The sequence below is a fragment of the Pseudomonas sp. Z3-6 genome, from assembly GCF_051131985.1.
GTDB classification, from domain to species: domain Bacteria; phylum Pseudomonadota; class Gammaproteobacteria; order Pseudomonadales; family Pseudomonadaceae; genus Aquipseudomonas; species Aquipseudomonas zanjanensis.
Genome location: NZ_CP071644.1, coordinates 1,147,283 through 1,173,719, shown reverse-complemented (window position 1 = coordinate 1,173,719; position 26,437 = coordinate 1,147,283). Strand labels below are relative to the sequence as shown.

Genomic DNA, 26,437 nt, shown 5'->3' with positions numbered 1-26,437 from the left:
GGCCACAGGTGCTAGGCGAATTGGGCGCGCATCCAGGCGTGGTATTGCGCTACGCCAGGCTCGCCTTCGCGGGGCGCCCAGTGAGCAAGTTCGCCCTCGCCCACGGGCCGGTAAGGGCCGGCCTTGCATTCGAACATCAGGCTGTCGGCTTCCAGCACCACCAAGCCGTGGTACACGCCAGCCGGCAAGTCGACGCCGAGGCAATCGCCGCCGGCCTGCAGGATGCGCTTGTCCACCACCGCACCGGCCTCGTCAAAAATCAACACCCCCAATCGGCCCTTGAGCACCAGCAAGGTTTCCGCCTTGTCGGCACTCAGGTGACGGTGCGGCGGGATGTAGGTGGAAGGCTGCAAACCCACCGCCATGCGATGGCACGGCTCATCCATCCCATGGAAATTATGGTGCTGCCGCCCGCGAGGATTGGCCGCGGCTTTCTCGGCCAACTCATCGAACAGCGCTTGTTCCAGAAAGCTTGGCCGAGTCATCGATTACATGCCCTTGACGGCGAAGATGCCATTGGCGTTGCGCCAGTAACCTTTGTAGTCCATGCCATAACCGAAGATGTAGCGGTCGATGCATGGCAGGCCGACGAAATCGGCTTTCAAGTCCGGCCGCGCCTTGCGGTCATGGTCCTTGTCGATCAGCACGGCGGTGTGCACGGCACGGGCGCCGGCGTGTTTGCAGAAGTCGATGATTGCGCCCAGGGTGTGACCTTCGTCGAGGATGTCATCGATGATCAGCACGTCGCGGTCGATGAACGAGACTTCCGGCTTGGCTTTCCAAAACAGATCGCCGCCGCTGGTTTCGTTGCGATAACGCGTCGCGTGCAGGTAGGACGCTTCCAGGGGGAAGTTCAGGTAGGTCAACAGCTTGCCGGAGAAAATCAGCCCGCCGTTCATCACGCAGAACACCACCGGATTGGCATCGGCCAGTTGCTCGTTGATTTGCGCACCGACACGGGCGATGGCCGCTTCGACTTCGGCTTCGGTGTACAGGCAGTCAGCCTCTCGCATGATTTGACGGATATGCTCGAGATCAGCGGACATGGCGCTCTCCAAGGGGCAGGGTTCGGAAAAGCCGGCAAAGGTACGCATCCCGCCCGGCCAGATCAAGCGTTTGTGGACTAACGTTCTGTATTGTCTATAGGACAACACCCTCGGATAGATTAATCTAGGCCGGTTTTTTTGCCCGCCGCCGGAGCCTTCCCCATGCCCATCCTCGAGATCCGCCACCCGCTGATCAGACACAAACTCGGCCTGATGCGCCGCGCCGATATCAGCACGAAGAACTTCCGTGAACTGGCCCAGGAAGTCGGTGCCCTGCTCACCTACGAAGCCACCAAGGACCTGCCGCTGGAATCCTATGACATCGACGGTTGGGCCGGTACGGTCCAGGTCGAGAAAATCGCTGGCAAGAAAATCACCGTGGTGCCGATCCTGCGCGCCGGCATCGGCATGCTCGAGGGCGTCCTGAGCCTGATCCCCGGGGCCAAGGTCAGCGCCGTGGGCGTGGCTCGCAACGAGCAGACCCTGCAAGCGCACACCTACCTGGAAAAACTGGTGCCGGAAATCGACGAGCGCCTGGCGATGATCATCGACCCGATGCTCGCCACTGGCAGCTCCATGGTCGCCACCATCGACCTGCTGAAAAAAGCCGGTTGCCGAGACATCCGCGCCATGGTGCTGGTCGCGGCCCCCGAAGGCATCAAGGCCGTGCACGACGCCCACCCGGATGTGACCATCTACACCGCGTCCATCGACCAGAAACTCAACGAGCATGGCTACATCATCCCGGGCCTGGGCGATGCCGGCGACAAGATCTTCGGCACCAAGCAGAAGGACGCTTGAGCATGCAGGACGAGTTCAACGATCCGCTCTGGCGCCAGGTCCTGTCCGGCGCGCAGATGCTGTTCGTCGCCTTCGGCGCGCTGGTATTGATGCCGCTGATTACCGGGCTGGACCCGAACGTGGCGCTGTTCACCGCCGGCCTGGGAACGATCCTGTTCCAGCTCGTCACCGGGCGCCAGGTGCCGGTGTTCCTGGCCTCGAGCTTCGCCTTCATCACCCCGATCATCCTCGCCAAGGGCCAGTTCGGCCTGGCCGCGACCATGGGCGGCGTGATGGCGGCGGGTTTCGTCTACACCTTCCTGGGCCTGGCGGTGAAGATCAAGGGCACCGGGTTCATCGACCGGCTGCTGCCGCCGGTGGTGATTGGCCCGGTGATCATCTCCATCGGCCTGGCCATGGCGCCGATTGCCGCCAACATGGCGATGGGCAAGGCCGGCGACGGCACCGAGCTGATCCATTATCAAACCGCGATGATGATTTCGATGCCGGCCCTGCTCACCACCCTGATTGTCGCGGTGTTTGGCAAAGGCATTTTCCGCCTGGTGCCGATCATTTCCGGCGTGCTGGTGGGCTTCGCCATGGCGTTTTTCTTCGGGGTCGTGGACACCGCGAAAATCGCCGCCGCGCCATGGTTCGCCCTGCCGGCCTTCACCGCACCGGAGTTCAACTGGCAGGCGATCCTGTTCATCGTGCCGGTCGCCCTGGCGCCGGCCATCGAGCACATCGGTGGAGTGATTGCCGTAGGCAGCGTGACCGGTCGCGACTACCTGAAAAAACCCGGCCTGCATCGCACGCTGCTGGGTGACGGCATTGCCACCACCACCGCCGGCCTGTTCGGCGGCCCGCCCAACACCACCTACGCCGAAGTGACCGGCGCGGTGATGCTGACCAAGAACTACAACCCGAAGATCATGACCTGGGCGGCGATCTTTGCCATCAGCCTGGCGTTCATCGGCAAATTCGGCGCGCTGCTGCAAAGCATCCCGGTGCCGGTGATGGGCGGGATCCTGTGCCTGTTGTTCGGTTCGATTGCGGCGGTGGGCATGAACACGCTGATCCGCCACAAGATCGACCTGGGCGAGGCGCGCAACCTAGTGATCGTTTCGGTGACGCTGGTGTTCGGCATCGGCGGTGTGCTGGTGGGCACCGGCACCGGCCCGGACGACTTCGGCCTCAAAGGCATCGCGCTGTGCGCGGTGGTGGCGATCGCGCTGAACCTGCTGCTGCCGGGTAATGACGGTTGGAAGCAGAAGAAGGTGGATGAGCCGCTGATTTAAAAGTTCTGTTGTCTGACAGGCCCTCTTCGCGAGCAAGCCCGCTCCCACACTTGATCCTCAGCGTACACAAACTTTGTGAACGACAAAGATCCAATGTGGGAGCGAGCCTGCTCGCGATGGGGCCCTTGAATTCTATAGAGCGATGGGCGCCCGTTCGCAAAGGGTATTCAACGCCTTCGCCCACTGCGGCTCATCATTGAGGCAAGGCACCAACACCAATTCATCCCCTCCCGCTTCGCGGAACTGCTCGCGGCCGCGATCGCCGATTTCCTCCAGGGTTTCAATGCAGTCGGCGACGAACGCCGGGCACATCACCAACACCTTCTTCACGCCGCTTTTAGCCAGTTCATCGAGGCGCGCCTCGGTGTAGGGTTCGATCCACTTGGCCCGTCCCAAGCGCGACTGGAACGACACCGACCATTTGCCGTCCGCCAGTCCCATGCGTTGGGCGAACAGTTCGGCCGTACGGATGCATTGCGCGCGGTAACAGGTGGCCATGACCTCCGGCGGCGCGTTCTTGCAGCAGTCGGCATCCTTGAAGCAATGGAACCCCGTTGGGTCGAGCTTGGTCAGGTGCCGTTCCGGCAGGCCGTGAAAACTCAACAACAGATGATCGTGTTCCTGCATCAGGTACGGCTTGGCGCTGGTGACCAGGGCGTCGAGGTATTCCGGCTGATCGTAGAACGGTTGGAGGATCGAAAACTGCACATCGAGTTTCTTTTCCCGCACGACCCGCTTGGCCTCCTCGATCACCGTGGTCACGGTGCTGTCGGCGAACTGCGGGTACAACGGCGCCAAGGTGATCTTCTTGTGTCCCTGGCTCGCCAGCCGCACGAGCGCCGATTCAATGGACGGCTCGCCATAACGCATCGCCAGTTCCACCGGGCCCTGGGTCCACTGCGCGGTCATGGCCTGTTGCAGCCGGCGACTGAGCACCACCAGCGGCGAACCCTCCTCCCACCAGATCGAGGCGTAGGCATGGGCCGACTGCTCGGGACGCTTGATCAGGATCAGCGATACCAGCAAGCGCCGCACCGGCCATGGCAGGTCGATGACATACGGATCCATCAGGAATTGATTGAGGTAGCGGCGCACATCGGCCACCGAGGTGGAGGCAGGCGAACCCAGATTCACCAGAAGCAACGCGTGATCGGTCATGCAACGTCCTATTTCAAAGGCGGCTGGACAAGTCTTCCAGGGCCGCGGGCAAATCAGTGAACCGGAATGTGAAACCCGCCGCCTGCAATCGGGCCGGCGTGGCGCGCTGGCCGCCGAGCAACAGCAAGGACAATTCCCCCAGCGTGACCTTCAGCGCAAGCTCCGGCATCGGCACCACGGCCGGCCGATGCAAGACGCGCCCCAGGGCCTTGGCAAAATCGCGGTTGCGCACCGGGTTCGGCGCGCACGCATTATAAGGACCGCTGGCATCGGTGCGGTGCAGAAGAAAATCAATCAGGGCGATTTGATCGTCAATGTGAACCCATGGCATCCACTGCCGACCATTGCCGATACGCCCGCCCAGCGCCAGTTTGAACGGCAGCAGCAGCCGCGACAAAAAGCCGCCCTCGGCAGACAGGACCAGGCCGGTACGCACCAGCACCACGCGCAGGCCCAAGGCCTCGGCCCGCTGCGCGGTTTCTTCCCAGGCGATGCACAACTGGCTGGCGAAATCTTCGCTCACCGGCCCCGACTCCTCGGTCAACTCACGCTCGCCACCATCGCCGTACCAACCCACCGCGGAACCGGAAATCAACACCTGCGGTTTCTGCTCGCAACGCCCCAGCCACGCCAGCAAAACTTCCGTCAACGTGATGCGACTGCTCCACAACAGCATCTTGCGTTTATGGCTCCAGGGACGGTCGGCAATCGGTGCTCCTGCGAGGTTGACCACCGCATCCACCGGCTCGTCAATTTCGTCGAGCCTGGCGACGCCCCGCACCGATGTCCCGCAGATTTTCGCCACCTCTTCGGGTCGACGACTCCATACCGTCAAGCGATGCCCCTGCTGCAACCAGAGGCGGCAGAGCTGACGTCCGATCAAACCAGTACCGCCGGTCAGCAATATGTGCATGAGATGTTCCTCGCATCGCGTTTTACCCGGCCCATTAGTCTATTTTTATAGGTAGGGATTTTTCGTATCGGACAGGGTCTGTGTTTAACAATAGGACAACCTGTCCAAACGCGAACGGTAAAACTTATACCAAAAACCAAAATTGTACAGGTTTAATCGACGGCGTAGTCTGTACAGAAAGGTAAACGAGGCCCTCATGACTGTACCTATCGCAATCATCGGCACCGGCATCGCCGGACTTTCAGCCGCCCAGGCCCTGACGGAGGCCGGGCATGTCGTTCAACTCTTCGATAAAAGCCATGGCAGTGGCGGACGCATGTCGAGCAAGCGCAGCGATGCCGGCGCGCTGGACATGGGCGCGCAATACTTCACCGCTCGCGACCGCCGCTTTGTCACGGAGGTCCAGCGCTGGCAAGCCAACGGCTGGGCCGCGGAATGGAACCCGCAGCTCTACAACTTCCAGAATGGACAATTGAGCCCATCGCCGGACGAGCAGACCCGCTGGGTCGGCACCCCGCGCATGAGCGCCATCACCCGCGCCTTGCTCGACAAGCTGCAAGTGCAGTTTTCCTGCCGGATCACCGAGGTCTACCGCGGCCAGGAACATTGGCATCTGCAGGACGCGGAAGGTTTCACCCATGGCCCCTTTGGCCAAGTGGTGATTGCCACACCCGCGCCCCAGGCCACCGCGTTGCTGGCGGCCGTACCGAAACTGGCTGCGGTGGCCGCCGGCGTGAAGATGGACCCGACCTGGGCCGTGGCGCTGGCTTTCGAAACACCGTTGGATACGCCCATGGAAGGCTGCTTCGTGCAGGACAGCCCGCTGGACTGGCTGGCACGCAACCGCAGCAAACCGGGACGCGACAGCAAACTCGACACTTGGGTACTGCACGCCACCAGCGACTGGAGCCGGCAGCACATCGACCTGTCCAAGGAAGCGGTGATCGAACACCTGCACGGCGCGTTCGCTGAACTGCTGCACAGTGCGATGCCCGCCCCGAGCTTCAGCGTGGCCCATCGCTGGCTCTACGCCCGCCCCGCCGGCAGCCACGAATGGGGCGCCCTGGCCGATGCCGACCTGGGCCTGTATGTATGCGGCGACTGGTGCCTGTCCGGCCGGGTCGAAGGCGCATGGCTCAGCGGCCAGGAGGCAGCACGCCGCCTGCATGCCAGCCTGCAGTAACATCGCGCGTTAGCGCTCGTCATCCGCTGCTGTCGAACGAGACAGCAGCCTGCCTGCGACACTCATTGCGTCAGTCCCTTCGATAAATCCAATTGACTTGCACACATTCGGACCTATGATGGAAATATTGTACAGAGCAAAAAATCTGTACAAGATTTAGCTATCAGAGGTCGCCCATGTCCAAAGCAGCCATCGCCAAACCCAGAATCGCCATCAGCGCCTGCCTGATGGGGGCTGAAGTTCGCTTCAATGGCGGGCACAAGCAATCGCCATTGTGCAGCCGCACCCTCGTCGAGTACTTCGATTTCGTGTCGGTGTGCCCTGAAGTCGCCATCGGCCTGGGCATTCCCCGGCAGCCGATCCGCCTGGTGGGCGACCCCGAACACCCCGAGGCGCTAGGCACGGTGAATCGCGACCTCGACGTGACCCGGCCACTGGCCGACTACGGGCGGCAAATGGCGGGTGAACTGGATGACATCTGCGGCTACATCTTCATGCAGAAATCGCCCTCCTGCGGACTGGAGCGGGTCAAGGTCTACGACCACAACGGCGTGACCCAGGACGGCGGCGGGCGCGGCATCTATGCCCAGGCCTTTTGCGAACGCCATCCCGACCTGCCGGTGGAGGAAGACGGTCGCCTCAACGACCCGGTGCTACGGGAAAACTTCCTGACCCGGGTGTTTGCCTATGCCGCCTGGCAATCCCTGCGCCGCCAGGGCCTGACCCGTCGCGACCTGATCGAATTTCACTCGCGCTACAAATACCTGCTCATGGCCCACAACCCGGAGCAGTACAAGGCCCTGGGCAAACTACTGGGCACCATGGGCAAGGCCGATGCCAACGAGCTAGGCCCACGCTATTTCAGCGCATTGATGGCCGCCCTGAAGAAATGCGCCACCCGCCGCACCCACACCAACGTGCTGCAACACCTGAGCGGGTATCTCAAGCGCGACATCGACGCCGAGGACAAACAGGAGGTGCAGCACCTCATCGGGCAATATCGCCTCGGCATCGTGCCCTTGGTAGTGCCGCTGACATTGCTCAAGCATCACCTGCGCCAGCACCCCGATCCTTACCTGGCGCAGCAGGTCTACCTGCAACCGCACCCGGAAAACCTTAGCTTGCGAAACGCTATCTAATGAAGAACGACCCCGACGCCAGCGCCCGCGAAGACTTGGGGGCCGATTTTGCCCAGGCCTTGGCCCAAGGCTGGGTGCCCATTCGCGAAGTCGCCCGGCAGACCGGGGTCAACGCCATCACGCTACGGGCCTGGGAGCGCCGGTACGGCCTGATCGTGCCGCACCGCACACCCAAGGGTCACCGACTGTTCAATGCCGAGCATGTACAACGGATCCGGAACATCCTCACGTGGATCGATCGTGGCGTTGCGGTGAGCAAGATCAAGCCGTTGCTGGACACACCAGCGCCGACCGAAACCACACAGCCGTCGGAGAACGACTGGCAGCGTCAGCGCCACGCCCTGGTGCTGGCGGTGACGCAACTGGCCGAGCGCCAGGTCGATGACCTGGTCAACCAGGCGATGGCGTTGTATCCGCCTTGGACCGTGTGCGAACAATTGCTCCTGCCATTGCTGGCCGACCTGCACCTGCGCTGGCAAGGTCAGTTCGGTGCGCAGTTGGAACGGGTTTTCCTGTACTCGTGGCTGCGCAGCAAGTTCGGCAGCCGGATCTATCACAACAACCGCCAGCTGCGCGGCGCGCCCCTGTTGCTGGTCAATCATTCGGACCTGCCCCTGGAGCCGCACCTGTGGCTCACCGCCTGGCTGGCCAGCAGCGCCGATTGCCCAGTGGAAGTGCTCGACAGCCCGCTCCCGGCGGGCGAGCTGGCCCTGGCGGTCGAACGTCTCAAGGCCCGTGGCGTCCTGTTGTATTCCAGTCACGCCCTCAACCCGTCCCAACTGCCCAGGCTATTGGGCGCAATTGATTGCCCAATCATCATTGCCGGCCCAGCCGCGTCGATCCACCACGCCCGGCTATCCACAGGCGTCTCGATGATCGAGGTGTCCTGGGCCGAAGACCCGCTATCGGCTCACCGCGAACTGAGTCGCCGAGAACTCCTTTAGATGAAGAACAGCATGCGATTGATCTGGCTGCGCAGCGACTTGCGCTTGCGCGACAACACCGCCCTGGCGGCCGCCGCAGCCCAAGGGCCCTGCGTGGCGGTGTACCTGACCAGCCCCGAGCAATGGCGGGCCCATGACGACGCACCGTGCAAGATCGATTTCTGGCTGCGCAACCTCGGCGCATTGAGCACGGCCCTGGATGAATTGAACATCCCGCTCTTGATCCGCGAGGCAGCGCACTGGCACCAGGCGCCACACGTATTGCTCACGCTATGTCGCGAACTGAACATCGGCGCCGTGCATGCCAACGAAGAATACGGCGTGAATGAAACACGACGCGACGCCGAGGTCGCCCATGCCTTGAATGACCAGGGCATCGAGTTTCACAGTCACCTCGATCAACTGCTGTTCAAGCCCGGCAGCGTGCTGACCAAGACCGGTAATTATTTCCAGGTGTTCAGTCAGTTCCGCAAGGTCTGCTACAACCGCCTTCATTACTCATTGCCGAGCCTGGTCGCCACACCGCCGCGGCAGGCGCCCACCGGCATTGCCCGCGACCCGGTGCCGACGCAAGTCGATGGATTCGCCCCGCCCAGTGAAGCATTGCGTGCCCTCTGGCCCGCCGGTGAAACCGAAGCCCGGCGGCGCCTGAACAGTTTTGTCGACCAGCACCTCGACGATTACCAGCACGAACGGGACTTCCCGGCCCGGCCCGGCACCAGCCAACTCTCGGCGTACCTGGTGGCTGGGGTGGTGTCGCCGCGTCAGTGCCTGCATGCAGCGCTGCAAGCCAACCAAGGAGAATTTGAAAGCGGAAATGCCGGAGTTGTGACCTGGATCAATGAATTGCTCTGGCGCGAATTCTATAAACATATTCTGGTGGGCTATCCACGCGTGTCGCGTCATCGCGCGTTCCGTCCGGAAACCGAGGCGCTGGCGTGGCGCAAGGCCCCCGCGGAACTGGAGGCCTGGAAACAGGCACGCACCGGCTTGCCGATCATCGATGCGGCCATGCGCCAATTGATGGAGACCGGCTGGATGCACAACCGTTTACGAATGGTCGTGGCCATGTTCCTGACCAAGAACCTGTTGATCGATTGGCGCGAAGGCGAGCGTTTTTTCATGCAGCACCTGATCGACGGCGACTTGGCCGCCAACAATGGCGGCTGGCAATGGAGCGCCTCCACTGGCACCGACTCGGCGCCCTGGTTTCGCATCTTCAATCCGTTGAGCCAGTCGGAAAAATTCGATCGCGAAGGATTATTTATCAAACATTGGTTACCTGAGTTGAACGATCTCGATAAACGAAGTGTCCACCGCCCTAATGTGCAAGGCGAATTGTTTGGCAATACAAACTACCCGGCACCGATTGTTGATCTGGCCCAATCCCGGGCACGTGCGTTGGCAGCGTTCAGAAACCTGTCGACGCGACAGGATGCAACCCTTGAGGGGCTGGGCGATTAGCGAACATGAAATTGCCGAGCGCCGGGATGCATTTTTTAACCGATGACATATATTCGTACTAACCGCAGGGACTCTGCTGAAAGCGGTGTATCAGAGCCCTGCGCAAACGAAAGGAGTATGGAATGGGTCTACGACCGCCACGGCGCTATTGGCTTACCGGAGCTGGCAACGGAATCGGCGTTTCGTTGGCTGAAGCGATACTCGAGACGGGTGCCTACCTGGCCGTCAGTTCGAACTCGGCCCGATCCTGCGAAACCCTTTCGATACGTTATCCCGGACAGGTGCTGATAGCGCCCGGCAATTTGACCGACAGCCAGACCGTGCGCGAGATCGGCGAACACATCACTCGACAATGGGGCGCGCTGGATCAGGTGATCCTCAATGCCGGCACTGCTGAGTACGTTGACGGGCAGCCCGCCGATCACACATTGATCGAGCATATCGTGCGCAGCAACCTGCTGGCCGCCAGTTTCTGCATCGAAGTGGCGATGCCCTTGTTGCGCGCCGGGATCGAGCCTCATCTGGTGGGTATTGCCAGCCCGGCGACCTACCTGCCGCCTTCACAAATCGAAGCGGGGGGCAACGGGATGCGTCATCTGTTGGAATCGGCTCGGACAGAACTGGCCGGCGCCGGCATCGACGTGACCTTGGTACATCCTGGCTTCGATGGCCCATCGCTGGGGGCCGACAATTGTTTCCCAGCCCCGACTCACTGGTCGCCAGAAGAAGCGGCGCGGCATGTGCTCAATCACTTGGTCGAACGCCCCCGGGAAGTCGCCCTCCCCATCGCGTCCATGACCACGCTCTGGCCCTTGCCTTCATCCACCGAAACCCTGCCGGCCGACATCGACTCATGCCAGGCAAAAAACAGCTATCCGATCAAGGGACGCCCCTGAGCCGCCGATTGCCTTACACTGCGCGCCATGAAAACCATCCCCCTCCATGAAATCCCCGCACCGGCCGTCACGTGCTCGACGTGCGCGGCGTGCTGCTGCCAGTTGGAAGTGATGCTGATCACCGACACCGGGGTCCCGGAGCGTTTTATCGACACGGACGACTGGGGTGGGGAAGTGATGCTGCGGCTTGACGACGGATGGTGCGCTGCCCTGGATCGCGACAGCATGATGTGCACCATCTACGAAAGGCGCCCGCTGATCTGCCGCGAGTTCGAGATGGGCGCACCGGAATGCTTGGAGGAACGCCAGGGCATTGCGACGGCGTATCGGTAGGAAATAGACCCGTTTTTTGTGGGAGCGGGCTTGCTCGCGAAAGCGTCGGACCAGCCAGCACTGAAGTGACTGACACTACGCTTTCGCGAGCAAGCCCGCTCCCACAGTATTAAAGTGTTACAACGGCATCGTGTAATGCAGCGCGTAGCTTTCCACACCGTCGTTGGTCGACTTGATGCCCGCGTTGGAGTAGTGAGTGGCGCGAATGCCCACTTCATGCCCACCATTGAAGCGCAGGCCGAACCCGATGCGATCTTCGAACTGGAAGGCCGTGCCGAGCTTGTTGTCTTCCACTTGGGTATTGGCGAACAACGCGACACCGACACCCGCCTCGATGTAAGGCTTCACGTTCTGGCCGGAAAATTCGTACACGAACACGGGCGAGAACGACAGGCTGTGGTTGCTGGATGCTTCGTCTCCGTCCCAATAGGTATAGGCGCCGCTCCAGTAGCCGGTCAGGCGGCCGACATCACTCTGCAACCAACTCTTGTCCCAGTCGAACTGCATGCCCAGGCGATAGGTCATGGTCGAGTCGCTGGTCTGGCCCACCCCAAACTCCACACCCGCTGCCTGCGCAGTGTAAGTGTGCCCCAACAACGCAGCCGCAAACGCGGCAAAGCAGAATAAGCGCTTCATTAGAAACATCCTTTTCCGAACAGACTTAGTAGATTTTGTTACAAACACTCAAAGCTATAGAAATCCACGCTAAAACAGAAGTTCAGCAGGAATTACATAATTTTCACGTTTTTTTTACAGCTCGAAGCTTCGCACAACGCCAGACGAATGCCATAGCGTTGGTAGGATTTTTCTTAGATGTATCGGATCGGCACTCGTCCAGAAGTGCGTTTCGCTGGCAGGTCCTTCAGACAACAACCCTCGCTCAATCAACAGGCGTTGAAGTTGCCGGGCCACCGCCGCCCCCGTGTCGATGAGGCTGATATGTTCAGGAATCATCCTCTCGAGCAATGGCTTGAGGAACGGATAGTGCGTGCACCCCAGGATCAGCGTATCGCAACCGGCCGCCAGCAACGGCTCGATGTACTGGTGCAGCAGTTGATACAGGGCTGGGCTTTGCAGGTCACCCGTTTCGATCAGTTCCACCAAACCCGGACACGGCTGCGTGATGACCCGCACATCGCTGGCGAAACGGTCGAGCAGCGCGGCGAACTTGGCGCTCTGCAAAGTGCCGGTGGTGGCCAATACGCCGACGATACCGCTGCGGGTTGCGGCGGCCGCCGGCTTGACCGCCGGCTCCATGCCAACGATGGGCCACTGGGGAAAATCACGGCGCAGGTCGGCAACGGCAGCCACCGTTGCGGTGTTGCAGGCAACGACCAACGCCTTGGCGCCCTGGCCCAGGAGAAAGTCAGCAATGATCGCGCAGCGTTGCCGGATGTATTCCGGGGTCTTTTCGCCGTAGGGAATATGCCCACAGTCTGCCACGTACAACAGCGACTCATTGGGCAGCAGTCGACGGATCTCCCCCAGTACCGACAGCCCGCCGACACCCGAGTCGAGCACACCGACCGGCGCTTCACTCATGTGGATCACCGCAGACGCTGCAACCTGGGTCACGCTTGACCCGCAGCTCACGGAACCGTGTACCCAAGGCATCGATCAACAGCAGACGCCCCACCAGCGGCTCACCGAAGCCGGCGAGCAACTTCAAGGCTTCAAGGGCTTGCAAGCTGCCCACCAAGCCCACCAGCGGCCCGATCACACCGGCTTCGCTGCAGGTCAGCTCGGCTTCGCTGCCGTGGCCGTAGAGGCAGTGATAACAAGGGCTTTCAGAGCGGCGCGGGTCGAAGACCGACAACTGCCCTTCCAGGCGAATCGCCGCGCCACTGACCAACGGCTTGCCCGCCGCGACACAGGCCGCGTTCACCGCTTCGCGGGTCGAGAAGTTGTCCGAGCAGTCGAGCACCACATCCACCGCCCCGACCGCCGCGGCCAGGCTGTCTTCGTCCATGGCCGCTCGGTGAGGCACCAACCGAACCTCGGGGTTGATCGCCCCCAGGCGCCGCATCGCCGAATCGACCTTGCTCAGGCCGACGCTGTCGGTGTCGTGGATGATCTGGCGTTGCAGGTTGGTCAGGTCGACGCTGTCGAAATCCGCCAGGTGCATCTCGCCCACGCCAGCGGCGGCCAGGTACAACGCCACCGGGGCGCCGAGCCCGCCGAGCCCGATGATCAACACCCGGCTTTGCTTGAGACGCAACTGGCCGTCGATGTCGACGTGCTGCAACAGAATCTGCCGGCTGTAGCGCAACAGCTCCTGATCGTTCAGCACGGCAGGCACCCCAGGCTGATGCGTTCATGAGTGCCGAGGTCCTTGCGGCTGTGGACTTGCGTGAAACCTTGGGTGCTCAGCAAATCGCGCACCGCTTCGGCCTGATCGTATCCGTGCTCTAGCATCAGCCAACCACCCGGTTCCAGGTGGGCCGGGGCCTCGGCCACGATCTGGCGCAGATCGTCGAGCCCGTCGGGCCCGGCCACCAACGCACTGGCCGGCTCGAAACGCACGTCGCCCTCGGCCAGGTGCGGATCGCTGGCCGCGATGTACGGCGGGTTGCTGATGATCAACTGGAAACGCTCGCCTTCCAAAGCGCTGAACCAGTGGCTGCTCAACACCGTGACGTTGCGCAGGTCCAGGCGCTGGCGATTGCGTTCGGCCAAGGCTACGGCTTCCAACACCCGGTCGACCGCCGTGACCTTCCAGGCCGGGCGCTCGCTGGCCAAGGCCAGGGCAATCGCGCCGCTGCCGGTGCCCAGGTCCAGGACCCGGGCCGGTGTCGCCGGCAACAAGGCCAGCGCGGTTTCCACCAGCAGCTCGGTGTCGGGACGCGGGATCAGGGTATGGGGCGCGACTTCCAGGTCGAGTTTCCAGAAGCCCTGTTGTCCGAGGATATAGGCCACCGGCTCACCGGAACGACGCCGCCGCAGGTATTCGGAAAACAGCAACGCCGCCTCGCTGGGCACGATCCGCTCGGGCCAGGTGTGCAGGAAGCTGCGGGACTTGCCCAGGGCAGCGGCCAGCAACAACTCGGCGTCCAGCCGTGGCGTAGGCGAATCCGGCAGCTCGGCGGCGCGTAACAGACTGGCGATGATGGTCATTGATTCACCTGTGCTTACTCGCCAATCGCCGCCAACTGGTCGGCCTGGTATTCGGCCAGCAACGGCTCGATCACCGCATCGACACCACCGGCAAGGATCTCATCCAGGGAATACAGGGTCAGGTTGACGCGATGGTCGGTGACCCGGCCCTGGGCGAAGTTGTAGGTACGGATCCGCTCGGAACGATCGCCCGAGCCCACCAGCAATTTGCGCTCGCTGGCGATGGCATTGGCGGCGGCGCTGGTCTGCTGGTCGTTGAGCTTGGCCGACAACCAGGCCATGGCCCGTGCGCGATTCTTGTGCTGGGAACGTTCTTCCTGGCACTCGACCACGATGCCCGAGGGCAAGTGCGTGATACGGATCGCCGAGTCGGTCTTGTTGACGTGCTGGCCGCCCGCGCCGGAGGAACGGTAAGTGTCGACCCGCAGGTCCGCCGGGTTGATCTCGATAGCTTCCTGCTCGTCCGGCTCGGGCAATACCGCCACGGTGCAGGCCGAAGTATGGATGCGTCCCTGGGATTCAGTGGCCGGCACGCGTTGCACACGGTGGGCGCCGGATTCGAATTTCAGCTTGCCATAGACATTGTCGCCTTCGACCCGGGCGATGACTTCTTTATAGCCGCCGTGTTCGCCCTCGTTCTCCGAGAGAATTTCCACCCGCCAACCGCGACGCTCGGCATAACGCGAATACATGCGGAACAGGTCGCCAGAAAAAATCGCCGCCTCGTCGCCGCCGGTGCCGGCACGGATCTCAAGGAACACGTTGCGCCCGTCATTCGGGTCCTTGGGCAGCAGCATGCGTTGCAGGCTGCTTTCCAGTTCGAGCAATTGCTCCTTGGCTTCGCGGACTTCCTCCACGGCCATTTCACGCATGTCCGGGTCGCTGTCCTTGAGCAGCGCCTGGGCGCCTTCGAGATCGCCCTGCACTTTAAGCAACTGTTTATAGGTGGCGACAATCGGTTCGACTTCCGCGTATTCCTTGGAATAGGTGCGGAATTTGTTCTGGTCGGAAATGACTTCGCCGTCGCCCAGCAAGGCGGTCAGTTCTTCGAAACGGTCCTGGAGGATATCCAGTTTGTTGAGCAGTGACGCTTTCATTGCGGTTTTTTATCCGAAAAGCTATCCGGTGAGCCCTCACCGAGGGCAAAGAGTTCCTGGGCCATGGCCAGCGCATCGAGGCGGCCCTCAGCGGTCAATTTCTTGAGCTGGACACTGGGAGCGTGGAGCAATTTGTTGGTCAGGCCGCGAGCCAGTTGCACCAACACCTCTTCGGCGCTGCCGCCATTGGCCAGCAGGCGCTGGGCCTTTTGCAGCTCCTCGTCGCGCAGGCGTTCGCTCTGTTGACGATACGCCTTGAGCACATCCACCGCAGCCAGCTCGCGCAGGCGCACCATGAAGTCCTCGGCGCCGACACTGATCATCTCCTCCGCCGCCTGGGCCGCGCCCTGCCGGCTCTTCAGGTTTTCGGCAACTACCTCGTGCAAGTCGTCGACGCTGTAGAGGTAAACGTCGTCCAACTCGCCGACTTCCGGCTCGATGTCCCGGGGAACGGCGATGTCCACCATGAAAATCGGCTTGTGCTTGCGCAGCTTCAGGGCACTTTCCACGGCGCCCTTGCCAAGAATCGGCAACTGGCTGGCGGTGGAACTGATGACGATGTCGCTGTGCACCAACTCGGCGGGAATGTCCGACAGCAGCACCGCATGGGCACCGAACTGTTCGGCCAGGGTACTGGCCCGTTCCAGGGTGCGGTTGGCAACGACGATACGTTTCACACCCAGGTCATGGAGATGGCGGGCGACCAGGGTGATGGTCTCGCCGGCGCCGATCAGCAGCGCCTGGCTGCGTTGCAAATCACTGAAAATCTGTTTCGCCAGGCTGACCGCGGCAAACGCCACGGACACCGGGTTCTCGCCGATGGCGGTGTCGGTGCGCACCTGTTTGGCGGCGTTGAACGTCGCCTGGAACAGGCGCCCCAGCAGCGGGCCGACGGTGCCGGCCTCGCGGGCCACGGCGTACGCCGACTTCATCTGGCCGAGAATCTGTGGCTCGCCCAGCACCAGCGAATCGAGCCCCGAGGCGACGCGCATCATGTGACGAACGGCCGCATCGTCTTCGTGCACATAAGCACTGGCGCGCAGCTCTTCAAGGCTCAAATCATGGTATTCGGCCAACCAGCGCAACACTGAATCGGACGAAACGTGATCCTGTTCTATATAGAGCTCGCTGCGATTGCAGGTGGAGAGGATCGCAGCTTCGCGGCTGTCGGTGAGTCGGCAGAGCTGCTGCAAGGCCTCGACCAGCTGCTCAGGCGTAAAGGCCACGCGCTCGCGGACGTCTACTGAAGCAGTCTTGTGGTTGATACCGAGTGCAAGGAAGGCCATTCAAGGTCGCTGATGGTGACGTGAAGCCGGCAATTGTCCTACTTCGTCAGATCCAGAACAACTACTCCATCTCTATCGCCCGGCCCTGGAGGGTAAATCGACGGGGCGGTTATGTTTGCCCCAAGGCTTGTGTCATGATGATCCGACCGCAGGTTAGTCGTCCTCTTCCTATATGAATAGATCTTCCGCGTTGCTCCTCGCCCTTGCCTTGCTCAGCGGCTGCCAGTCCATGGCCCCCGTTTCGACGGACGGTACGCCGCCAGTCGAAGACAGTGTGCAGGCCCCTGAAAAACCCAAGGTCTACGGCTCCTTCAGCGAAGAAACCATCTTCAGCCTGTTGAGCGCCGAACTGGCGGGCCAGCGCAATCGCTTCGACATTGCGCTGGACAACTACGTGACCCAGGCCATCAATACCCAGGACCCGGGCATCTCCGAGCGGGCATTTCGCATTGCCGAATACCTGGGCGCCGACCAACCCGCGCTCGATACGGCGCTGATCTGGGCCAGGAACGCGCCGGACGACCTCGAAGCGCAGCGCGCCGCCGCCGTGCAGCTGGCCCGGGCCGGGCGCTACGACGACTCCATGGTGTATATGGAGAAAGTCCTGCTGGGCAAGGGCGACACTCATTTCGATTTCCTGGCGCTGTCCGCCGCCGACACCGACCAGGAAACCCGCAACGGCCTGATGAAAAGCTTCGATCGCCTGTTGCAGCGCCACCCGAACAACGGCCAGCTGATTTTCGGCAAGGCCCTGCTGTTGCAACAGGACGGTGACGCCCAGGGCGCCCTCACCCTGCTGGAAGACAACCCGCCGGAAGCCGGCGAAGTGGCGCCGATCCTGTTACGGGCACGCCTGCTGCAAGGCTTGAACCGTGGCGACGAAGCGCTGCCGCTGCTGCAAAAAAGCATCAAGAAGTATCCGGACGACAAGCGCCTGCGCCTCACCTACGCCCGCATGCTGGTGGAAAACAACCGCATGGACGACGCCAAGGTGGAGTTCTCCAGCCTGGTCCAGCAATACCCGGAAGACGACGAGTTGCGCTATTCCCTGGCGCTGGTCTGCCTGGAAGCCAAGGCCTGGGAAGAGGCCAAGGGTTACCTGGAAGATCTGATCGCCCGGGAAAGCCATGTCGACTCGGCCCACCTGAACCTGGGTCGCATCGCCGAGGAACGCAATGACCCCGAGAGCGCACTGATCGAGTACGCCCAGGTCGGCCCGGGCAACGATTATCTGCCGGCACAGTTGCGCCAGGCCGATATCCTGATCAGCAATGGCAAGACCGCCGATGCCCAGAGTCGCCTCGCCGTACAACGTGACTCCCAGCCCGACTACGGGATCCAGCTGTACCTGATCGAAGCCGAAACCCTGTCGGCCAACAACCAGGGCGACAAGGCCTGGAACGTACTGCAACAAGCCTTGAAGCAATACCCGGACGATCTGAACCTGTTGTATACCCGCGCCATGCTGGCGGAAAAACGCAATGACCTGGCCCAGATGGAAAAAGACCTGCGCCTGATCATCCAGCGCGATCCGGACAACGCCATGGCCCTTAACGCCCTGGGCTATACGTTGTCGGATCGCACCACCCGCTACGACGAGGCCAAGCTGCTGATCGAACAGGCCCACCAGATCAATCCGGAAGACCCGGCGGTACTCGACAGCCTTGGCTGGGTGAATTACCGCCTGGGCAATCTCGACGAAGCCGAACGCCTGTTGCGCCAGGCCCTGGAGCGCTTTCCCGACCAGGAAGTCGCCGCGCACCTGGGCGAGGTCCTGTGGGCCAACGGCAAACAACGCGAAGCCCGGCAGATCTGGAGCCGATTCCTCAAGGATCAGCCCGACAGCCCTATCTTGCGCAGCACCATCAAACGCCTGACCGGATCCGAGACTCTTTAAGATTATGTTTTTGCGCCATCTCATCGTGTTCAGCTTCATTGCCCTGCTCGCCGGTTGCGCGGGCTTCGGCGCCCGTGAATCCGTCCAAGGCCAGGGGAACCAGGCCCAGTGGCGCGAGCACAAGCAGCAACTGAGCGGCCTGGACGGCTGGCAGATCGACGGCAAGATCGGCATCCGCGCCCCGAAAGACTCGGGCAGTGGCACGCTGTTCTGGCTGCAACGCCAGGACTACTACGATATTCGCCTGTCGGGCCCGCTGGGTCGTGGTGCGGCCCGCCTGACCGGCCGGCCGGGCCAGGTTTCGCTGGAAGTCGCCAACCAGGGGCGCTACGAGGCGCCCAGCCCCGAAGCACTTCTGGAAGAGCAACTGGGCTGGAAACTGCCGGTTTCCCACCTGACCTGGTGGGTTCGTGGATTGCCGGCACCGGACAGTAAAAGTCGCCTGACACTCGACGCCGACAGCCGCCTGTCCAACCTGGAACAGGACGACTGGCAGATCGAATACCTCAGTTATGCCCAGCAGAACGGCTACTGGCTGCCCGAACGCATCAAGCTGCACGGCAGCAACCTCGACGTCACACTGGTGATCAAGCAATGGCAGCCGCGCAAGCTGGGGCAATGACATGACCGCTGCACGCCTGACCCTGCCCTCTCCGGCCAAGCTCAACCTGATGCTGCACATCCTCGGTCGCCGCCCGGACGGCTACCACGAGTTGCAGACGATTTTTCAGTTCCTGGACTACGGCGACGAGATCACCTTTGCCGTGCGCGACGACGGCGTGATTCGCCTGCACACCGAATTCGAAGGCGTCCCCCACGACAGCAACCTGATCGTCAAGGCCGCGCAAAAACTCCAGGCGCAATCCGGTTGCGCGCTAGGCATCGATATCTGGATCGAAAAAATCCTGCCCATGGGCGGCGGCATTGGCGGCGGCAGCTCGAATGCGGCGACGACTTTGCTGGGCCTCAATCACTTGTGGCGGTTGGACTGGGACATCGATCGCCTCGCGGCGCTGGGCCTTTCCCTGGGCGCCGACGTGCCGGTTTTCGTGCGTGGCCACGCCGCTTTTGCCGAAGGCGTTGGGGAAAAACTCACCCCGGTGGAACCCGAAGAACCCTGGTACGTGGTGCTGGTGCCGCAAGTCTCTGTAAGTACAGCAGAAATTTTTTCAGATCCACTGTTGACACGTAACTCTCCTCCCATTAAAGTGCGCCCCGTTCCCAAGGGAAACAGTCGAAATGACTGCTTACCGGTGGTAGCAAGGCGTTATCCAGATGTTCGTAACGCATTGAATTTGTTAGGTAAATTTACCGAAGCAAAACTCACCGGAACTGGAAGTTGTGTGTTTGGGGGCTTCCCAAGCAAAGCTGAAGCTGATAAAGTCTCGGCCCTTCTGACAGAGACCCTTACAGGGTTTGTAGCAAAAGGAAGCAACGTTTCGATGTTGCATCGCAAGCTGCAAGACCTGCTCTAAAAGGAATCGAGTGCTGGGCACTCGCAGCAACAGATACAGGGGCGTCGCCAAGCGGTAAGGCAGCAGGTTTTGATCCTGCCATGCGTTGGTTCGAATCCAGCCGCCCCTGCCATTTTCCTATACTCATCCAGGTATACCCTCAGCCTTCAGGTACTGCGCGTGTCCAAGATGATGGTCTTTACGGGGAACGCTAACCCCGATCTGGCTCGGCGTGTCGTACGTCAGCTGCATATCCCTCTCGGTGACATTTCTGTCGGTAAGTTCTCCGACGGCGAAATCACTGCCGAGATCAATGAAAACGTTCGCGGTAAAGACGTCTTCATTATTCAGCCGACTTGCGCTCCGACCAACGATAACCTGATGGAACTCGTCGTGATGGCTGATGCCTTCCGCCGTTCCTCGGCTACTCGTATCACTGCTGTTATTCCTTACTTTGGTTATGCCCGTCAGGATCGCCGTCCGCGTTCCGCACGTGTGGCGATCAGCGCGAAAGTCGTGGCTGATATGCTGACCGTAGTCGGCATCGACCGTGTCCTCACGGTTGATTTGCATGCTGACCAGATCCAGGGTTTCTTCGATATCCCCGTGGATAACATCTACGGTTCCCCGGTCCTGGTGGATGATATTGAAGATCAGCGCTTCGAAAACCTGATGATCGTGTCCCCGGACATTGGTGGCGTCGTGCGTGCACGGGCTGTTGCCAAATCCCTGGGAGTGGATCTGGGTATCATCGACAAACGCCGTGAGAAAGCCAATCACTCCGAAGTGATGCATATCATCGGCGACGTCGAAGGGCGCACCTGTATCCTGGTCGATGACATGGTCGATACCGCCGGCACCCTGTGCCACGCGGCCAAGGCCCTGAAAGAGCATGGCGCTGCCAAGGTCTTTGCCTACTGCACACACCCTGTGCTGTCGGGTCGAGCGATCGAGAACATTGAAAATTCCGTGCTGGACGAGCTGGTGGTGACCAACACCATCCCGCTGTCCGCTGCAGCACAAGCCTGTGCGCGTATCCGCCAACTGGATATCGCACCGGTAGTTGCCGAAGCGGTTCGCCGCATCAGCAATGAAGAATCGATCAGCGCGATGTTCCGTTAAGGGCCCTGCCCTTTCCAGAAAATCTCGTTGACGAAAAGCGCCCCGCCCCAACACTCATGTTGGGGCGGGGCTTTTTTGCCCATACCGCTTTGGCGTCGGTCGCAGACGTCATTCGGAAATGGCTATTTTGGAGATACAACATGAACGATTTTACTCTGAATGCTGAAGTGCGTTCCGACCTGGGGAAAGGTGCGAGCCGCCGCCTGCGTCGTCTCGCAAGCCTGGTTCCAGCTGTAGTCTACGGTGGCGACAAAGCCCCTGAGTCCATCAGCATGCTGGCCAAAGAAGTTGCCAAACTGCTCGAAAACGAAGCGGCCTACAGCCACATCATCGAGCTGAACGTTGGCGGCACCAAGCAAAACGTCGTGATCAAAGCCCTGCAGCGTCACCCGGCCAAAGGCCACGTGATGCACGCTGACTTCGTCCGCGTTGTTGCCGGTCAGAAGCTGACTGCTGTTGTTCCAGTGCACTTCATCAACGAAGCTGCCCCGGTCAAGAAAGGCGGCGAGATCTCGCACGTGACTTCCGAGCTGGAAGTGTCCTGCCTGCCGAAAGACCTGCCTGAATTCATCGAAGTCGACCTGGCTGACGCCGAAGTCGGCACGATCATTCACCTGTCCGACCTCAAGGCCCCTAAAGGCGTTGAGTTTGTTGCTCTGGCACACGGCGATGACAAGGCTGTTGCCAACGTCCACGCTCCACGTGTTGCTCCAGAAGCCACTGAAGAAGGCGCTGCAGAGTAATTTCACTCTGTCGCCGGAGTGACCGGAAACATCGCGGACTGGAACGTAGCGAGACAGCGGGCGAGAACGCGAAGTTTACTTAACGGTAGATCCGCCATTTTCGTCCACTGTCGCAACAACGCCTGATTGCGACATTGTTATCCACACTCCAGGAAGGGCCCCTATCGTGACTGCCATTAAACTGATCGTTGGCCTGGGAAATCCAGGCGCTGAATACGAACAGACCCGGCATAACGCAGGGGCCCTTTTTGTTGAGCGCATCGCGCACGCACAAGGCGTCAGCCTGGCTGCCGATCGCAAGTATTTCGGCCTGACCGGGCGCTTCTCGCACCAGGGTCAGGATGTTCGCCTGTTGATTCCCACCACCTATATGAACCGCAGCGGCCAGGCCGTGGCGGCATTGGCCGGTTTCTTCCGCATCAAGCCTGAAGAAATCCTGGTGGCCCACGACGAACTCGACCTGCCTCCGGGCGTTGCCAAGCTCAAGCAAGGCGGCGGCCATGGCGGTCACAACGGCTTGCGCGACATCATCGCGCAACTGGGTAATCAGAATACCTTTCACCGCCTGCGGCTCGGCATCGGCCACCCGGGCGTTGCCAGTATGGTTTCAAACTTTGTCCTGGGTCGTGCGCCTCGCGCCGAACAGGAAAAACTCGATGCCAGCATCGACTTTGCCCTCGGCGTGCTGCCGGATATCCTCGCCGGTGAATGGAACCGCGCGATGAAAAACCTGCACAGCCAGAAGGCCTGACACTTATCCGAGGGGAAACACCATGGGATTCAATTGCGGCATCGTCGGCCTGCCTAACGTCGGCAAGTCCACCCTGTTCAACGCCCTGACCAAATCCGGTATTGCGGCCGAGAACTTCCCCTTCTGCACCATCGAGCCGAATAGCGGCATCGTACCGATGCCCGATCCGCGCCTGGAAGCCTTGGCGGCGATCGTCAACCCCAAGCGCATCCTGCCGACCACCATGGAATTCGTCGACATCGCCGGCCTCGTGGCCGGTGCGTCGAAAGGCGAAGGCCTGGGTAACAAGTTTTTGGCCAACATCCGTGAAACCGATGCCATCGCCCACGTCGTGCGCTGCTTCGAAGACGAGAACGTGATTCACGTCTCCAACAGCGTCGACCCGAAACGCGACATCGAAATCATCGACCTGGAACTGATTTTCGCCGACCTCGACAGCTGTGAAAAACAACTGCAGAAAGTCGCCCGTAACGCCAAGGGCGGCGACAAGGACGCGGTTGTCCAGAAAGGCCTGCTGGAGCAGTTGATCGCCCACTTCACCGAAGGCAAACCTGCGCGTAGCCTGATGAAGAACATGAGCACTGACGAGAAGCTGGTGATCAAGGGCTTCCACCTGCTGACCACCAAGCCGGTCATGTACATCGCCAACGTCGCTGAAGACGGTTTCGAGAACAACCCGCACCTGGACGTGGTCAAGGCCATTGCCGAAGAAGAAGGCGCCATGGTCGTGCCGGTCTGCAACAAGATCGAAGCGGAAATCGCCGAGCTGGACGACGGTGAAGAGAAGGACATGTTCCTCGAGGCCCTGGGCCTGGAAGAGCCCGGCCTGAACCGCGTGATCCGCGCGGGCTACGAGATGCTCCACCTGCAGACCTACTTCACCGCCGGTGTCGAAGAAGTCCGCGCCTGGACTGTGCGCGTCGGTGCCACTGCACCGCAAGCCGCTGGTGTGATCCACACCGACTTCGAGAAAGGCTTCATTCGCGCCGAAGTCATCGCCTACTCGGATTTCATCCAGTACAAGGGCGAAGCGGGCGCCAAGGAAGCGGGTAAATGGCGTTTGGAAGGCAAGGAATACATCGTCAAGGATGGTGACGTTATGCATTTCCGCTTCAACGTCTGACGCTTTTTCATATCAGGTCATTGGGGGCGATCAACGTCCTCAGACCCCATCGCGTGGCAGCTACTCGCTGCCACGCGACCGTCTGGAGCCGACGTCAGGTCAATAAATGCCCTGGATCGGCCTCGGGCGCTACCCCGATCAGCCCTATCTCGGCGTCGGGAGCAAAGATCATGTCATCCTCATCAAGGCTTTCTCGCCAGTCCCCAGCAAGCGCGACCTGGAATCGGTGGCCTTGTGCATCCGCCTCCACATCCCTCAGGTAAGTGCGGTCCAGTTCGTTGTTATAAACCATCTCCAGCGTAGTGCCCGTACCCTCTCCGAAGCCGGTATAGCCCAGGGCCGATACATCGATCTTGTCGTCAACGGTAAAGCCTTCGATAAGATCGGCAAAGCTATGGCTGTCCGTACGATAGCTGTCCTCGGTAGAGAGATAGCGGAACACGTCGGCGTTTTCACGGTTATCTGTCCACAACGAAATGTCGGTTCTATCTCCGCCGTTGAGACGGTCTGCACCCGCGTCACCGATGATGACATCAGCGCCAGCACCGCCATTGATACGGTCATTGCCGTCCAGGCCATAGATGATTTCCGACAAGGCAGAACCGGTAATCGTATCTTTACCAGACGTCCCTTCGACAGTGGGTGCGGTGAACACCACGTTAGAGCTGTCCAATTGCCCCGACAGGTTGCCATCCAAGATCAGTTCAAACCGTTGTCCAGAGGCATCAGCGTCGTAGTTCTTGAGGTAGGTGCGAGTGCCGTCTGAGCTCGCCATGACAGCCAAGGTGCCGCCATGGCCGTCGCCAATGCCGGTGAAGCCCAGGCCAATCAGGTCGATGCGGTCCTGAGAGGCGTCGAAGTCCATGACCCGGTCGCTGTTGTTTTGCGTGGTCGTGCGGAAACTGTCGCTCAGTTCGGCGAAGCGGAAAATGTCAGCGCCAGCGCCGCCCTGCAGAACGTCGCGTCCGCCGTTGCCTTGGAGCACATCATCACCCGCCAAGCCGTGGATGATTTCAGCGGTATCGCTCCCCTGCAGGATTTCTTCGCCGGCGTATCCGTCCACATGGAGCTTGCCATCCTGGCTGCCGAAGCCGGTATCCACACTGCCATCCGCGTTCAAACGGATGACGCTGAAATCTCCGTTGCTCGTGCCAGCGGCGAGGATCTTGCCATCCTCTTGCACTGTCAACGCCACAGGCGTGTCGGCCTCGAAGGTCACCCTACCCTTGGAGCCAAAGCTGGCATCGAAGGAGCCATCAGCGTTAAGCCGCGCGAGAGTAGCCAAAGTATCGCCTTCGCCATGACCCATCACGATAATCTTGCCGTCAGCCTGTACGGTGACCACGGAGTCTTCGCCAAAACCCATGGCAGCGTTCAAGGAGAGGACACCATCATCACCGAAACGGGTATCCAGCTGACCGTCGGGGTTGAAGCGCTGTAGGGTGTACGTCGGATCGCCCACGCCGGCGGCATTGTATGCAGCCCCGACCACAACACTTCCATCTGCCTGCACCGCAGTAGATATCCCTCCGTTGTAGTAAGCGTCTTCGGGAATCTTGACAGTCAGCACGCCATTTTCGCCAAAGCCATCGACGAAAGTGCCGTCATTGCCGATCCTTGTCACTGTGGCCTGGTCAAATCCACGGGCGCTGACCTGGAATGTGCCATCCGTATTCGCCGTCAGGTCGATGTCCTTGAAGTCGTGGCTGATGTCGACCGTAATAGCGCCATTTTGGCCAAAGCTGGCATCGCGCGTCCCGTCGCTGTTGAAGCGCTCCACCTGTACGCCGGTGTCCAACGCAACGGCGACAAGCACCTTGCCATCGGTCTGCACCGCCGTCAGCTCGTAGCGCGACGCCGGGGCTATCGCAGCAGGTACGATGTCGATGCCACCTTCATGGAAGCTGGTGTCCAGGCTACCATCGGCGTTTAGCCGGACAACGGAATGCTTCTGTTCGTAACCGTAGCTTTCTTCGCCTGGCGCTCCGGGGTATCCCCATGCCAGGTACTCGGTATAGCCTCCAACCAATATCTTGCCGTCCGGTTGGATAATGATGCTCTGGTTATTATCGAGCTGGCCGGTGAGGTCGACCTGGACAGTGCCCGGGCCAGTTATCACGGTATGGGTATTTGCCATCGTGCTATCGCTGGTTGCCATGGGTTAATCCTTTAACGGGTGTTGGATTCGTCACTCTAGTAGAGCAGTAAAGATTTGCACGCCGCCCCAGCGTTGGCATGAGCGGAGTTCGACCAGTGGTTTGTTGAAGCCGACGAGAAGGGACACTTCCGCTTTAACGTCTAACTTGCACGTGGTGTTGCGGGGGATGAGGTGTATATCCGTTATTTAGGTAACGGCTACTTATGGTTCCGCTCTTACAGCGGGTCACTTTCGAAAAGCGCGAAAGTAACCAAAGCGCTTCTGCCCCACCACTCGGTGCCTCGCTAGGGCTCGGCATGCCCTCACTCCGGCATTGCTCCGTGGGCCGCCGCGAAGGGCCATCCATGGCCCAGCGCGGCTATCCCGGCATCCATGCCGGGATGCCCACTCCACAACGCCTGCGTTCGGCCAGCGTGGTTAACGGGGCGCCCGAGATCAACGTCCACCGCGAGGCGGCCTTATAGCCGACCTGGCTCTGGATGGGACCGCGTTTCTCCTGTGGGAGCGAGCTTGCTCGCGAAAGCGGTATCACAGCCAA

The 26,437-nt window shown here is 60.8% G+C and carries 27 protein-coding genes and 1 tRNA gene; 17 read left to right on the top strand and 11 right to left on the bottom strand.

Features of this window, described 5'->3' with window-relative positions:
- Nucleotides 1-11 precede the first annotated feature (11 nt).
- Both J3P88_RS05355 and J3P88_RS05350 read right to left on the bottom strand, forming a co-directional pair.
- Nucleotides 12-485 carry a WbuC family cupin fold metalloprotein gene (locus J3P88_RS05355; protein ID WP_434574362.1) on the bottom strand — a complete coding sequence of 158 codons (474 nt, stop codon included), beginning with the start codon at nucleotides 483-485 and terminating at the stop codon, nucleotides 12-14.
- 3 nt (nucleotides 486-488) lie between these two features.
- Complete coding sequence (locus J3P88_RS05350) at nucleotides 489-1,046, bottom strand: hypoxanthine-guanine phosphoribosyltransferase (RefSeq protein ID WP_053125250.1); 558 nt, start codon at nucleotides 1,044-1,046, stop codon at nucleotides 489-491.
- Nucleotides 1,047-1,208: 162 nt separating this feature from the next.
- Here J3P88_RS05350 and upp point away from each other — a divergent pair, with 162 nt between their 5' ends.
- Nucleotides 1,209-1,847, top strand: a complete 639-nt coding sequence (gene upp / locus J3P88_RS05345; protein ID WP_434574361.1) for a uracil phosphoribosyltransferase — start codon at nucleotides 1,209-1,211, stop codon at nucleotides 1,845-1,847.
- Between the two features lie 2 nt (nucleotides 1,848-1,849).
- Nucleotides 1,850-3,124 (top strand): uracil-xanthine permease family protein, encoded by a 1,275-nt coding sequence (locus J3P88_RS05340; RefSeq protein ID WP_434574360.1) that lies wholly within the window; start codon nucleotides 1,850-1,852, stop codon nucleotides 3,122-3,124.
- A 132-nt stretch (nucleotides 3,125-3,256) separates the two neighbouring features.
- Here the strand turns inward: J3P88_RS05340 and hemH are convergent, their stop codons facing one another.
- Nucleotides 3,257-4,282, bottom strand: coding sequence for a ferrochelatase (hemH, locus tag J3P88_RS05335; protein WP_434574359.1), 1,026 nt, complete (start codon nucleotides 4,280-4,282; stop codon nucleotides 3,257-3,259).
- A gap of 13 nt (nucleotides 4,283-4,295) precedes the next feature.
- A complete protein-coding gene (locus J3P88_RS05330) occupies nucleotides 4,296-5,195 on the bottom strand; it encodes a TIGR01777 family oxidoreductase (RefSeq protein ID WP_186705018.1) in 900 nt (299 codons plus the stop codon).
- Nucleotides 5,196-5,391: 196 nt separating this feature from the next.
- On the opposite strand from J3P88_RS05330, the gene J3P88_RS05325 reads away from it, so the two are divergent.
- The 6 genes from J3P88_RS05325 (at nucleotide 5,392) to J3P88_RS05300 (ending at nucleotide 11,154) form a co-directional block, all read left to right on the top strand.
- The gene (locus J3P88_RS05325) at nucleotides 5,392-6,378 is read left to right on the top strand and encodes an NAD(P)/FAD-dependent oxidoreductase (RefSeq protein ID WP_434574358.1); all 987 of its coding nucleotides are present in this window, start codon (nucleotides 5,392-5,394) and stop codon (nucleotides 6,376-6,378) included.
- A 176-nt stretch (nucleotides 6,379-6,554) separates the two neighbouring features.
- The gene (locus J3P88_RS05320) at nucleotides 6,555-7,517 is read left to right on the top strand and encodes a YbgA family protein (RefSeq protein WP_434574357.1); all 963 of its coding nucleotides are present in this window, start codon (nucleotides 6,555-6,557) and stop codon (nucleotides 7,515-7,517) included.
- Nucleotides 7,517-8,461 carry a MerR family transcriptional regulator gene (locus J3P88_RS05315; protein WP_434574356.1) on the top strand — a complete coding sequence of 315 codons (945 nt, stop codon included), beginning with the start codon at nucleotides 7,517-7,519 and terminating at the stop codon, nucleotides 8,459-8,461. Before J3P88_RS05320 ends, J3P88_RS05315 begins: the two co-directional genes overlap by 1 nt.
- A 12-nt stretch (nucleotides 8,462-8,473) precedes the next feature.
- Nucleotides 8,474-9,925, top strand: a complete 1,452-nt coding sequence (gene phrB / locus J3P88_RS05310) for a deoxyribodipyrimidine photo-lyase (protein ID WP_434574355.1) — start codon at nucleotides 8,474-8,476, stop codon at nucleotides 9,923-9,925.
- 122 nt (nucleotides 9,926-10,047) lie between these two features.
- Nucleotides 10,048-10,821: an SDR family oxidoreductase gene (locus J3P88_RS05305; protein WP_434574354.1), complete on the top strand. Its 774-nt coding sequence runs from the start codon at nucleotides 10,048-10,050 to the stop codon at nucleotides 10,819-10,821.
- Between the two features lie 27 nt (nucleotides 10,822-10,848).
- On the top strand, nucleotides 10,849-11,154 hold the full coding sequence (locus J3P88_RS05300) for a YkgJ family cysteine cluster protein (RefSeq protein WP_434574353.1): 306 nt from the start codon (nucleotides 10,849-10,851) through the stop codon (nucleotides 11,152-11,154).
- A gap of 117 nt (nucleotides 11,155-11,271) precedes the next feature.
- On the opposite strand, the gene J3P88_RS05295 is transcribed toward J3P88_RS05300, so the two are convergent.
- From J3P88_RS05295 to hemA, 6 genes are all read right to left on the bottom strand, one after another.
- Nucleotides 11,272-11,790, bottom strand: coding sequence for an acyloxyacyl hydrolase (locus tag J3P88_RS05295; RefSeq protein ID WP_186705011.1), 519 nt, complete (start codon nucleotides 11,788-11,790; stop codon nucleotides 11,272-11,274).
- 114 nt (nucleotides 11,791-11,904) lie between these two features.
- Nucleotides 11,905-12,696 (bottom strand): glutamate racemase, encoded by a 792-nt coding sequence (murI, locus tag J3P88_RS05290; RefSeq protein WP_186705010.1) that lies wholly within the window; start codon nucleotides 12,694-12,696, stop codon nucleotides 11,905-11,907.
- A complete protein-coding gene (locus J3P88_RS05285; RefSeq protein ID WP_434574352.1) occupies nucleotides 12,689-13,444 on the bottom strand; it encodes a molybdopterin-synthase adenylyltransferase MoeB in 756 nt (251 codons plus the stop codon). The genes murI and J3P88_RS05285 overlap by 8 nt, the downstream gene beginning before the upstream one ends.
- On the bottom strand, nucleotides 13,438-14,268 hold the full coding sequence (prmC, locus tag J3P88_RS05280; RefSeq protein WP_434574351.1) for a peptide chain release factor N(5)-glutamine methyltransferase: 831 nt from the start codon (nucleotides 14,266-14,268) through the stop codon (nucleotides 13,438-13,440). The genes J3P88_RS05285 and prmC overlap by 7 nt, the downstream gene beginning before the upstream one ends.
- Nucleotides 14,269-14,282: 14 nt before the next feature.
- Nucleotides 14,283-15,365, bottom strand: coding sequence for a peptide chain release factor 1 (gene prfA, locus J3P88_RS05275; RefSeq protein WP_250964074.1), 1,083 nt, complete (start codon nucleotides 15,363-15,365; stop codon nucleotides 14,283-14,285).
- Nucleotides 15,362-16,651, bottom strand: coding sequence for a glutamyl-tRNA reductase (gene hemA, locus J3P88_RS05270; RefSeq protein ID WP_186705006.1), 1,290 nt, complete (start codon nucleotides 16,649-16,651; stop codon nucleotides 15,362-15,364). The genes prfA and hemA overlap by 4 nt, the downstream gene beginning before the upstream one ends.
- Nucleotides 16,652-16,823: 172 nt before the next feature.
- On the opposite strand from hemA, the gene J3P88_RS05265 reads away from it, so the two are divergent.
- The 8 genes from J3P88_RS05265 to ychF all read left to right on the top strand — a co-directional run bounded on the left by J3P88_RS05265 (nucleotide 16,824) and on the right by ychF (nucleotide 23,741).
- Complete coding sequence (locus tag J3P88_RS05265; RefSeq protein WP_434574350.1) at nucleotides 16,824-18,548, top strand: tetratricopeptide repeat protein; 1,725 nt, start codon at nucleotides 16,824-16,826, stop codon at nucleotides 18,546-18,548.
- Between the two features lie 4 nt (nucleotides 18,549-18,552).
- Nucleotides 18,553-19,170 carry a lipoprotein insertase outer membrane protein LolB gene (lolB, locus tag J3P88_RS05260; protein WP_186705004.1) on the top strand — a complete coding sequence of 206 codons (618 nt, stop codon included), beginning with the start codon at nucleotides 18,553-18,555 and terminating at the stop codon, nucleotides 19,168-19,170.
- Between the two features lies 1 nt (nucleotide 19,171).
- Entirely contained in the window at nucleotides 19,172-20,023 is an 852-nt protein-coding gene (gene ispE / locus J3P88_RS05255; RefSeq protein WP_434574349.1) for a 4-(cytidine 5'-diphospho)-2-C-methyl-D-erythritol kinase, read from the top strand.
- Between the two features lie 37 nt (nucleotides 20,024-20,060).
- Nucleotides 20,061-20,135: transfer RNA gene (locus J3P88_RS05250), tRNA-Gln, on the top strand.
- A gap of 47 nt (nucleotides 20,136-20,182) precedes the next feature.
- Complete coding sequence (locus J3P88_RS05245) at nucleotides 20,183-21,124, top strand: ribose-phosphate pyrophosphokinase (protein WP_003171603.1); 942 nt, start codon at nucleotides 20,183-20,185, stop codon at nucleotides 21,122-21,124.
- A gap of 140 nt (nucleotides 21,125-21,264) precedes the next feature.
- On the top strand, nucleotides 21,265-21,867 hold the full coding sequence (locus J3P88_RS05240) for a 50S ribosomal protein L25/general stress protein Ctc (protein ID WP_060740648.1): 603 nt from the start codon (nucleotides 21,265-21,267) through the stop codon (nucleotides 21,865-21,867).
- A 166-nt stretch (nucleotides 21,868-22,033) separates the two neighbouring features.
- Complete coding sequence (pth, locus tag J3P88_RS05235; protein ID WP_003185374.1) at nucleotides 22,034-22,618, top strand: aminoacyl-tRNA hydrolase; 585 nt, start codon at nucleotides 22,034-22,036, stop codon at nucleotides 22,616-22,618.
- Nucleotides 22,619-22,640: 22 nt separating this feature from the next.
- Nucleotides 22,641-23,741 carry a redox-regulated ATPase YchF gene (gene ychF / locus J3P88_RS05230; protein ID WP_060740647.1) on the top strand — a complete coding sequence of 367 codons (1,101 nt, stop codon included), beginning with the start codon at nucleotides 22,641-22,643 and terminating at the stop codon, nucleotides 23,739-23,741.
- 94 nt (nucleotides 23,742-23,835) lie between these two features.
- Here the strand turns inward: ychF and J3P88_RS05225 are convergent, their stop codons facing one another.
- Complete coding sequence (locus tag J3P88_RS05225; RefSeq protein WP_434574348.1) at nucleotides 23,836-25,899, bottom strand: calcium-binding protein; 2,064 nt, start codon at nucleotides 25,897-25,899, stop codon at nucleotides 23,836-23,838.
- A 296-nt stretch (nucleotides 25,900-26,195) separates the two neighbouring features.
- Between J3P88_RS05225 and J3P88_RS05220 the strand changes: the two genes are divergently transcribed.
- Entirely contained in the window at nucleotides 26,196-26,363 is a 168-nt protein-coding gene (locus J3P88_RS05220; RefSeq protein WP_207966273.1) for a nucleoid-structuring protein H-NS, read from the top strand.
- Nucleotides 26,364-26,437: the final 74 nt, after the last annotated feature.

Coding starts and splice junctions, on each gene's coding strand:
- J3P88_RS05355 (WP_434574362.1), bottom strand. CDS start 485: ATGACTCGGCCAAGCTTTCTGGAACAAGCGCTGTTCGATGAGTTGGCC.
- J3P88_RS05350 (WP_053125250.1), bottom strand. CDS start 1,046: ATGTCCGCTGATCTCGAGCATATCCGTCAAATCATGCGAGAGGCTGAC.
- upp (WP_434574361.1), top strand. CDS start 1,209: ATGCCCATCCTCGAGATCCGCCACCCGCTGATCAGACACAAACTCGGC.
- J3P88_RS05340 (WP_434574360.1), top strand. CDS start 1,850: ATGCAGGACGAGTTCAACGATCCGCTCTGGCGCCAGGTCCTGTCCGGC.
- hemH (WP_434574359.1), bottom strand. CDS start 4,282: ATGACCGATCACGCGTTGCTTCTGGTGAATCTGGGTTCGCCTGCCTCC.
- J3P88_RS05330 (WP_186705018.1), bottom strand. CDS start 5,195: ATGCACATATTGCTGACCGGCGGTACTGGTTTGATCGGACGTCAGCTC.
- J3P88_RS05325 (WP_434574358.1), top strand. CDS start 5,392: ATGACTGTACCTATCGCAATCATCGGCACCGGCATCGCCGGACTTTCA.
- J3P88_RS05320 (WP_434574357.1), top strand. CDS start 6,555: ATGTCCAAAGCAGCCATCGCCAAACCCAGAATCGCCATCAGCGCCTGC.
- J3P88_RS05315 (WP_434574356.1), top strand. CDS start 7,517: ATGAAGAACGACCCCGACGCCAGCGCCCGCGAAGACTTGGGGGCCGAT.
- phrB (WP_434574355.1), top strand. CDS start 8,474: ATGCGATTGATCTGGCTGCGCAGCGACTTGCGCTTGCGCGACAACACC.
- J3P88_RS05305 (WP_434574354.1), top strand. CDS start 10,048: ATGGGTCTACGACCGCCACGGCGCTATTGGCTTACCGGAGCTGGCAAC.
- J3P88_RS05300 (WP_434574353.1), top strand. CDS start 10,849: ATGAAAACCATCCCCCTCCATGAAATCCCCGCACCGGCCGTCACGTGC.
- J3P88_RS05295 (WP_186705011.1), bottom strand. CDS start 11,790: ATGAAGCGCTTATTCTGCTTTGCCGCGTTTGCGGCTGCGTTGTTGGGG.
- murI (WP_186705010.1), bottom strand. CDS start 12,696: ATGAGTGAAGCGCCGGTCGGTGTGCTCGACTCGGGTGTCGGCGGGCTG.
- prmC (WP_434574351.1), bottom strand. CDS start 14,268: ATGACCATCATCGCCAGTCTGTTACGCGCCGCCGAGCTGCCGGATTCG.
- prfA (WP_250964074.1), bottom strand. CDS start 15,365: ATGAAAGCGTCACTGCTCAACAAACTGGATATCCTCCAGGACCGTTTC.
- hemA (WP_186705006.1), bottom strand. CDS start 16,651: ATGGCCTTCCTTGCACTCGGTATCAACCACAAGACTGCTTCAGTAGAC.
- J3P88_RS05265 (WP_434574350.1), top strand. CDS start 16,824: ATGAATAGATCTTCCGCGTTGCTCCTCGCCCTTGCCTTGCTCAGCGGC.
- lolB (WP_186705004.1), top strand. CDS start 18,553: ATGTTTTTGCGCCATCTCATCGTGTTCAGCTTCATTGCCCTGCTCGCC.
- ispE (WP_434574349.1), top strand. CDS start 19,172: ATGACCGCTGCACGCCTGACCCTGCCCTCTCCGGCCAAGCTCAACCTG.
- J3P88_RS05240 (WP_060740648.1), top strand. CDS start 21,265: ATGAACGATTTTACTCTGAATGCTGAAGTGCGTTCCGACCTGGGGAAA.
- ychF (WP_060740647.1), top strand. CDS start 22,641: ATGGGATTCAATTGCGGCATCGTCGGCCTGCCTAACGTCGGCAAGTCC.
- J3P88_RS05225 (WP_434574348.1), bottom strand. CDS start 25,899: ATGGCAACCAGCGATAGCACGATGGCAAATACCCATACCGTGATAACT.
- J3P88_RS05220 (WP_207966273.1), top strand. CDS start 26,196: ATGCCCTCACTCCGGCATTGCTCCGTGGGCCGCCGCGAAGGGCCATCC.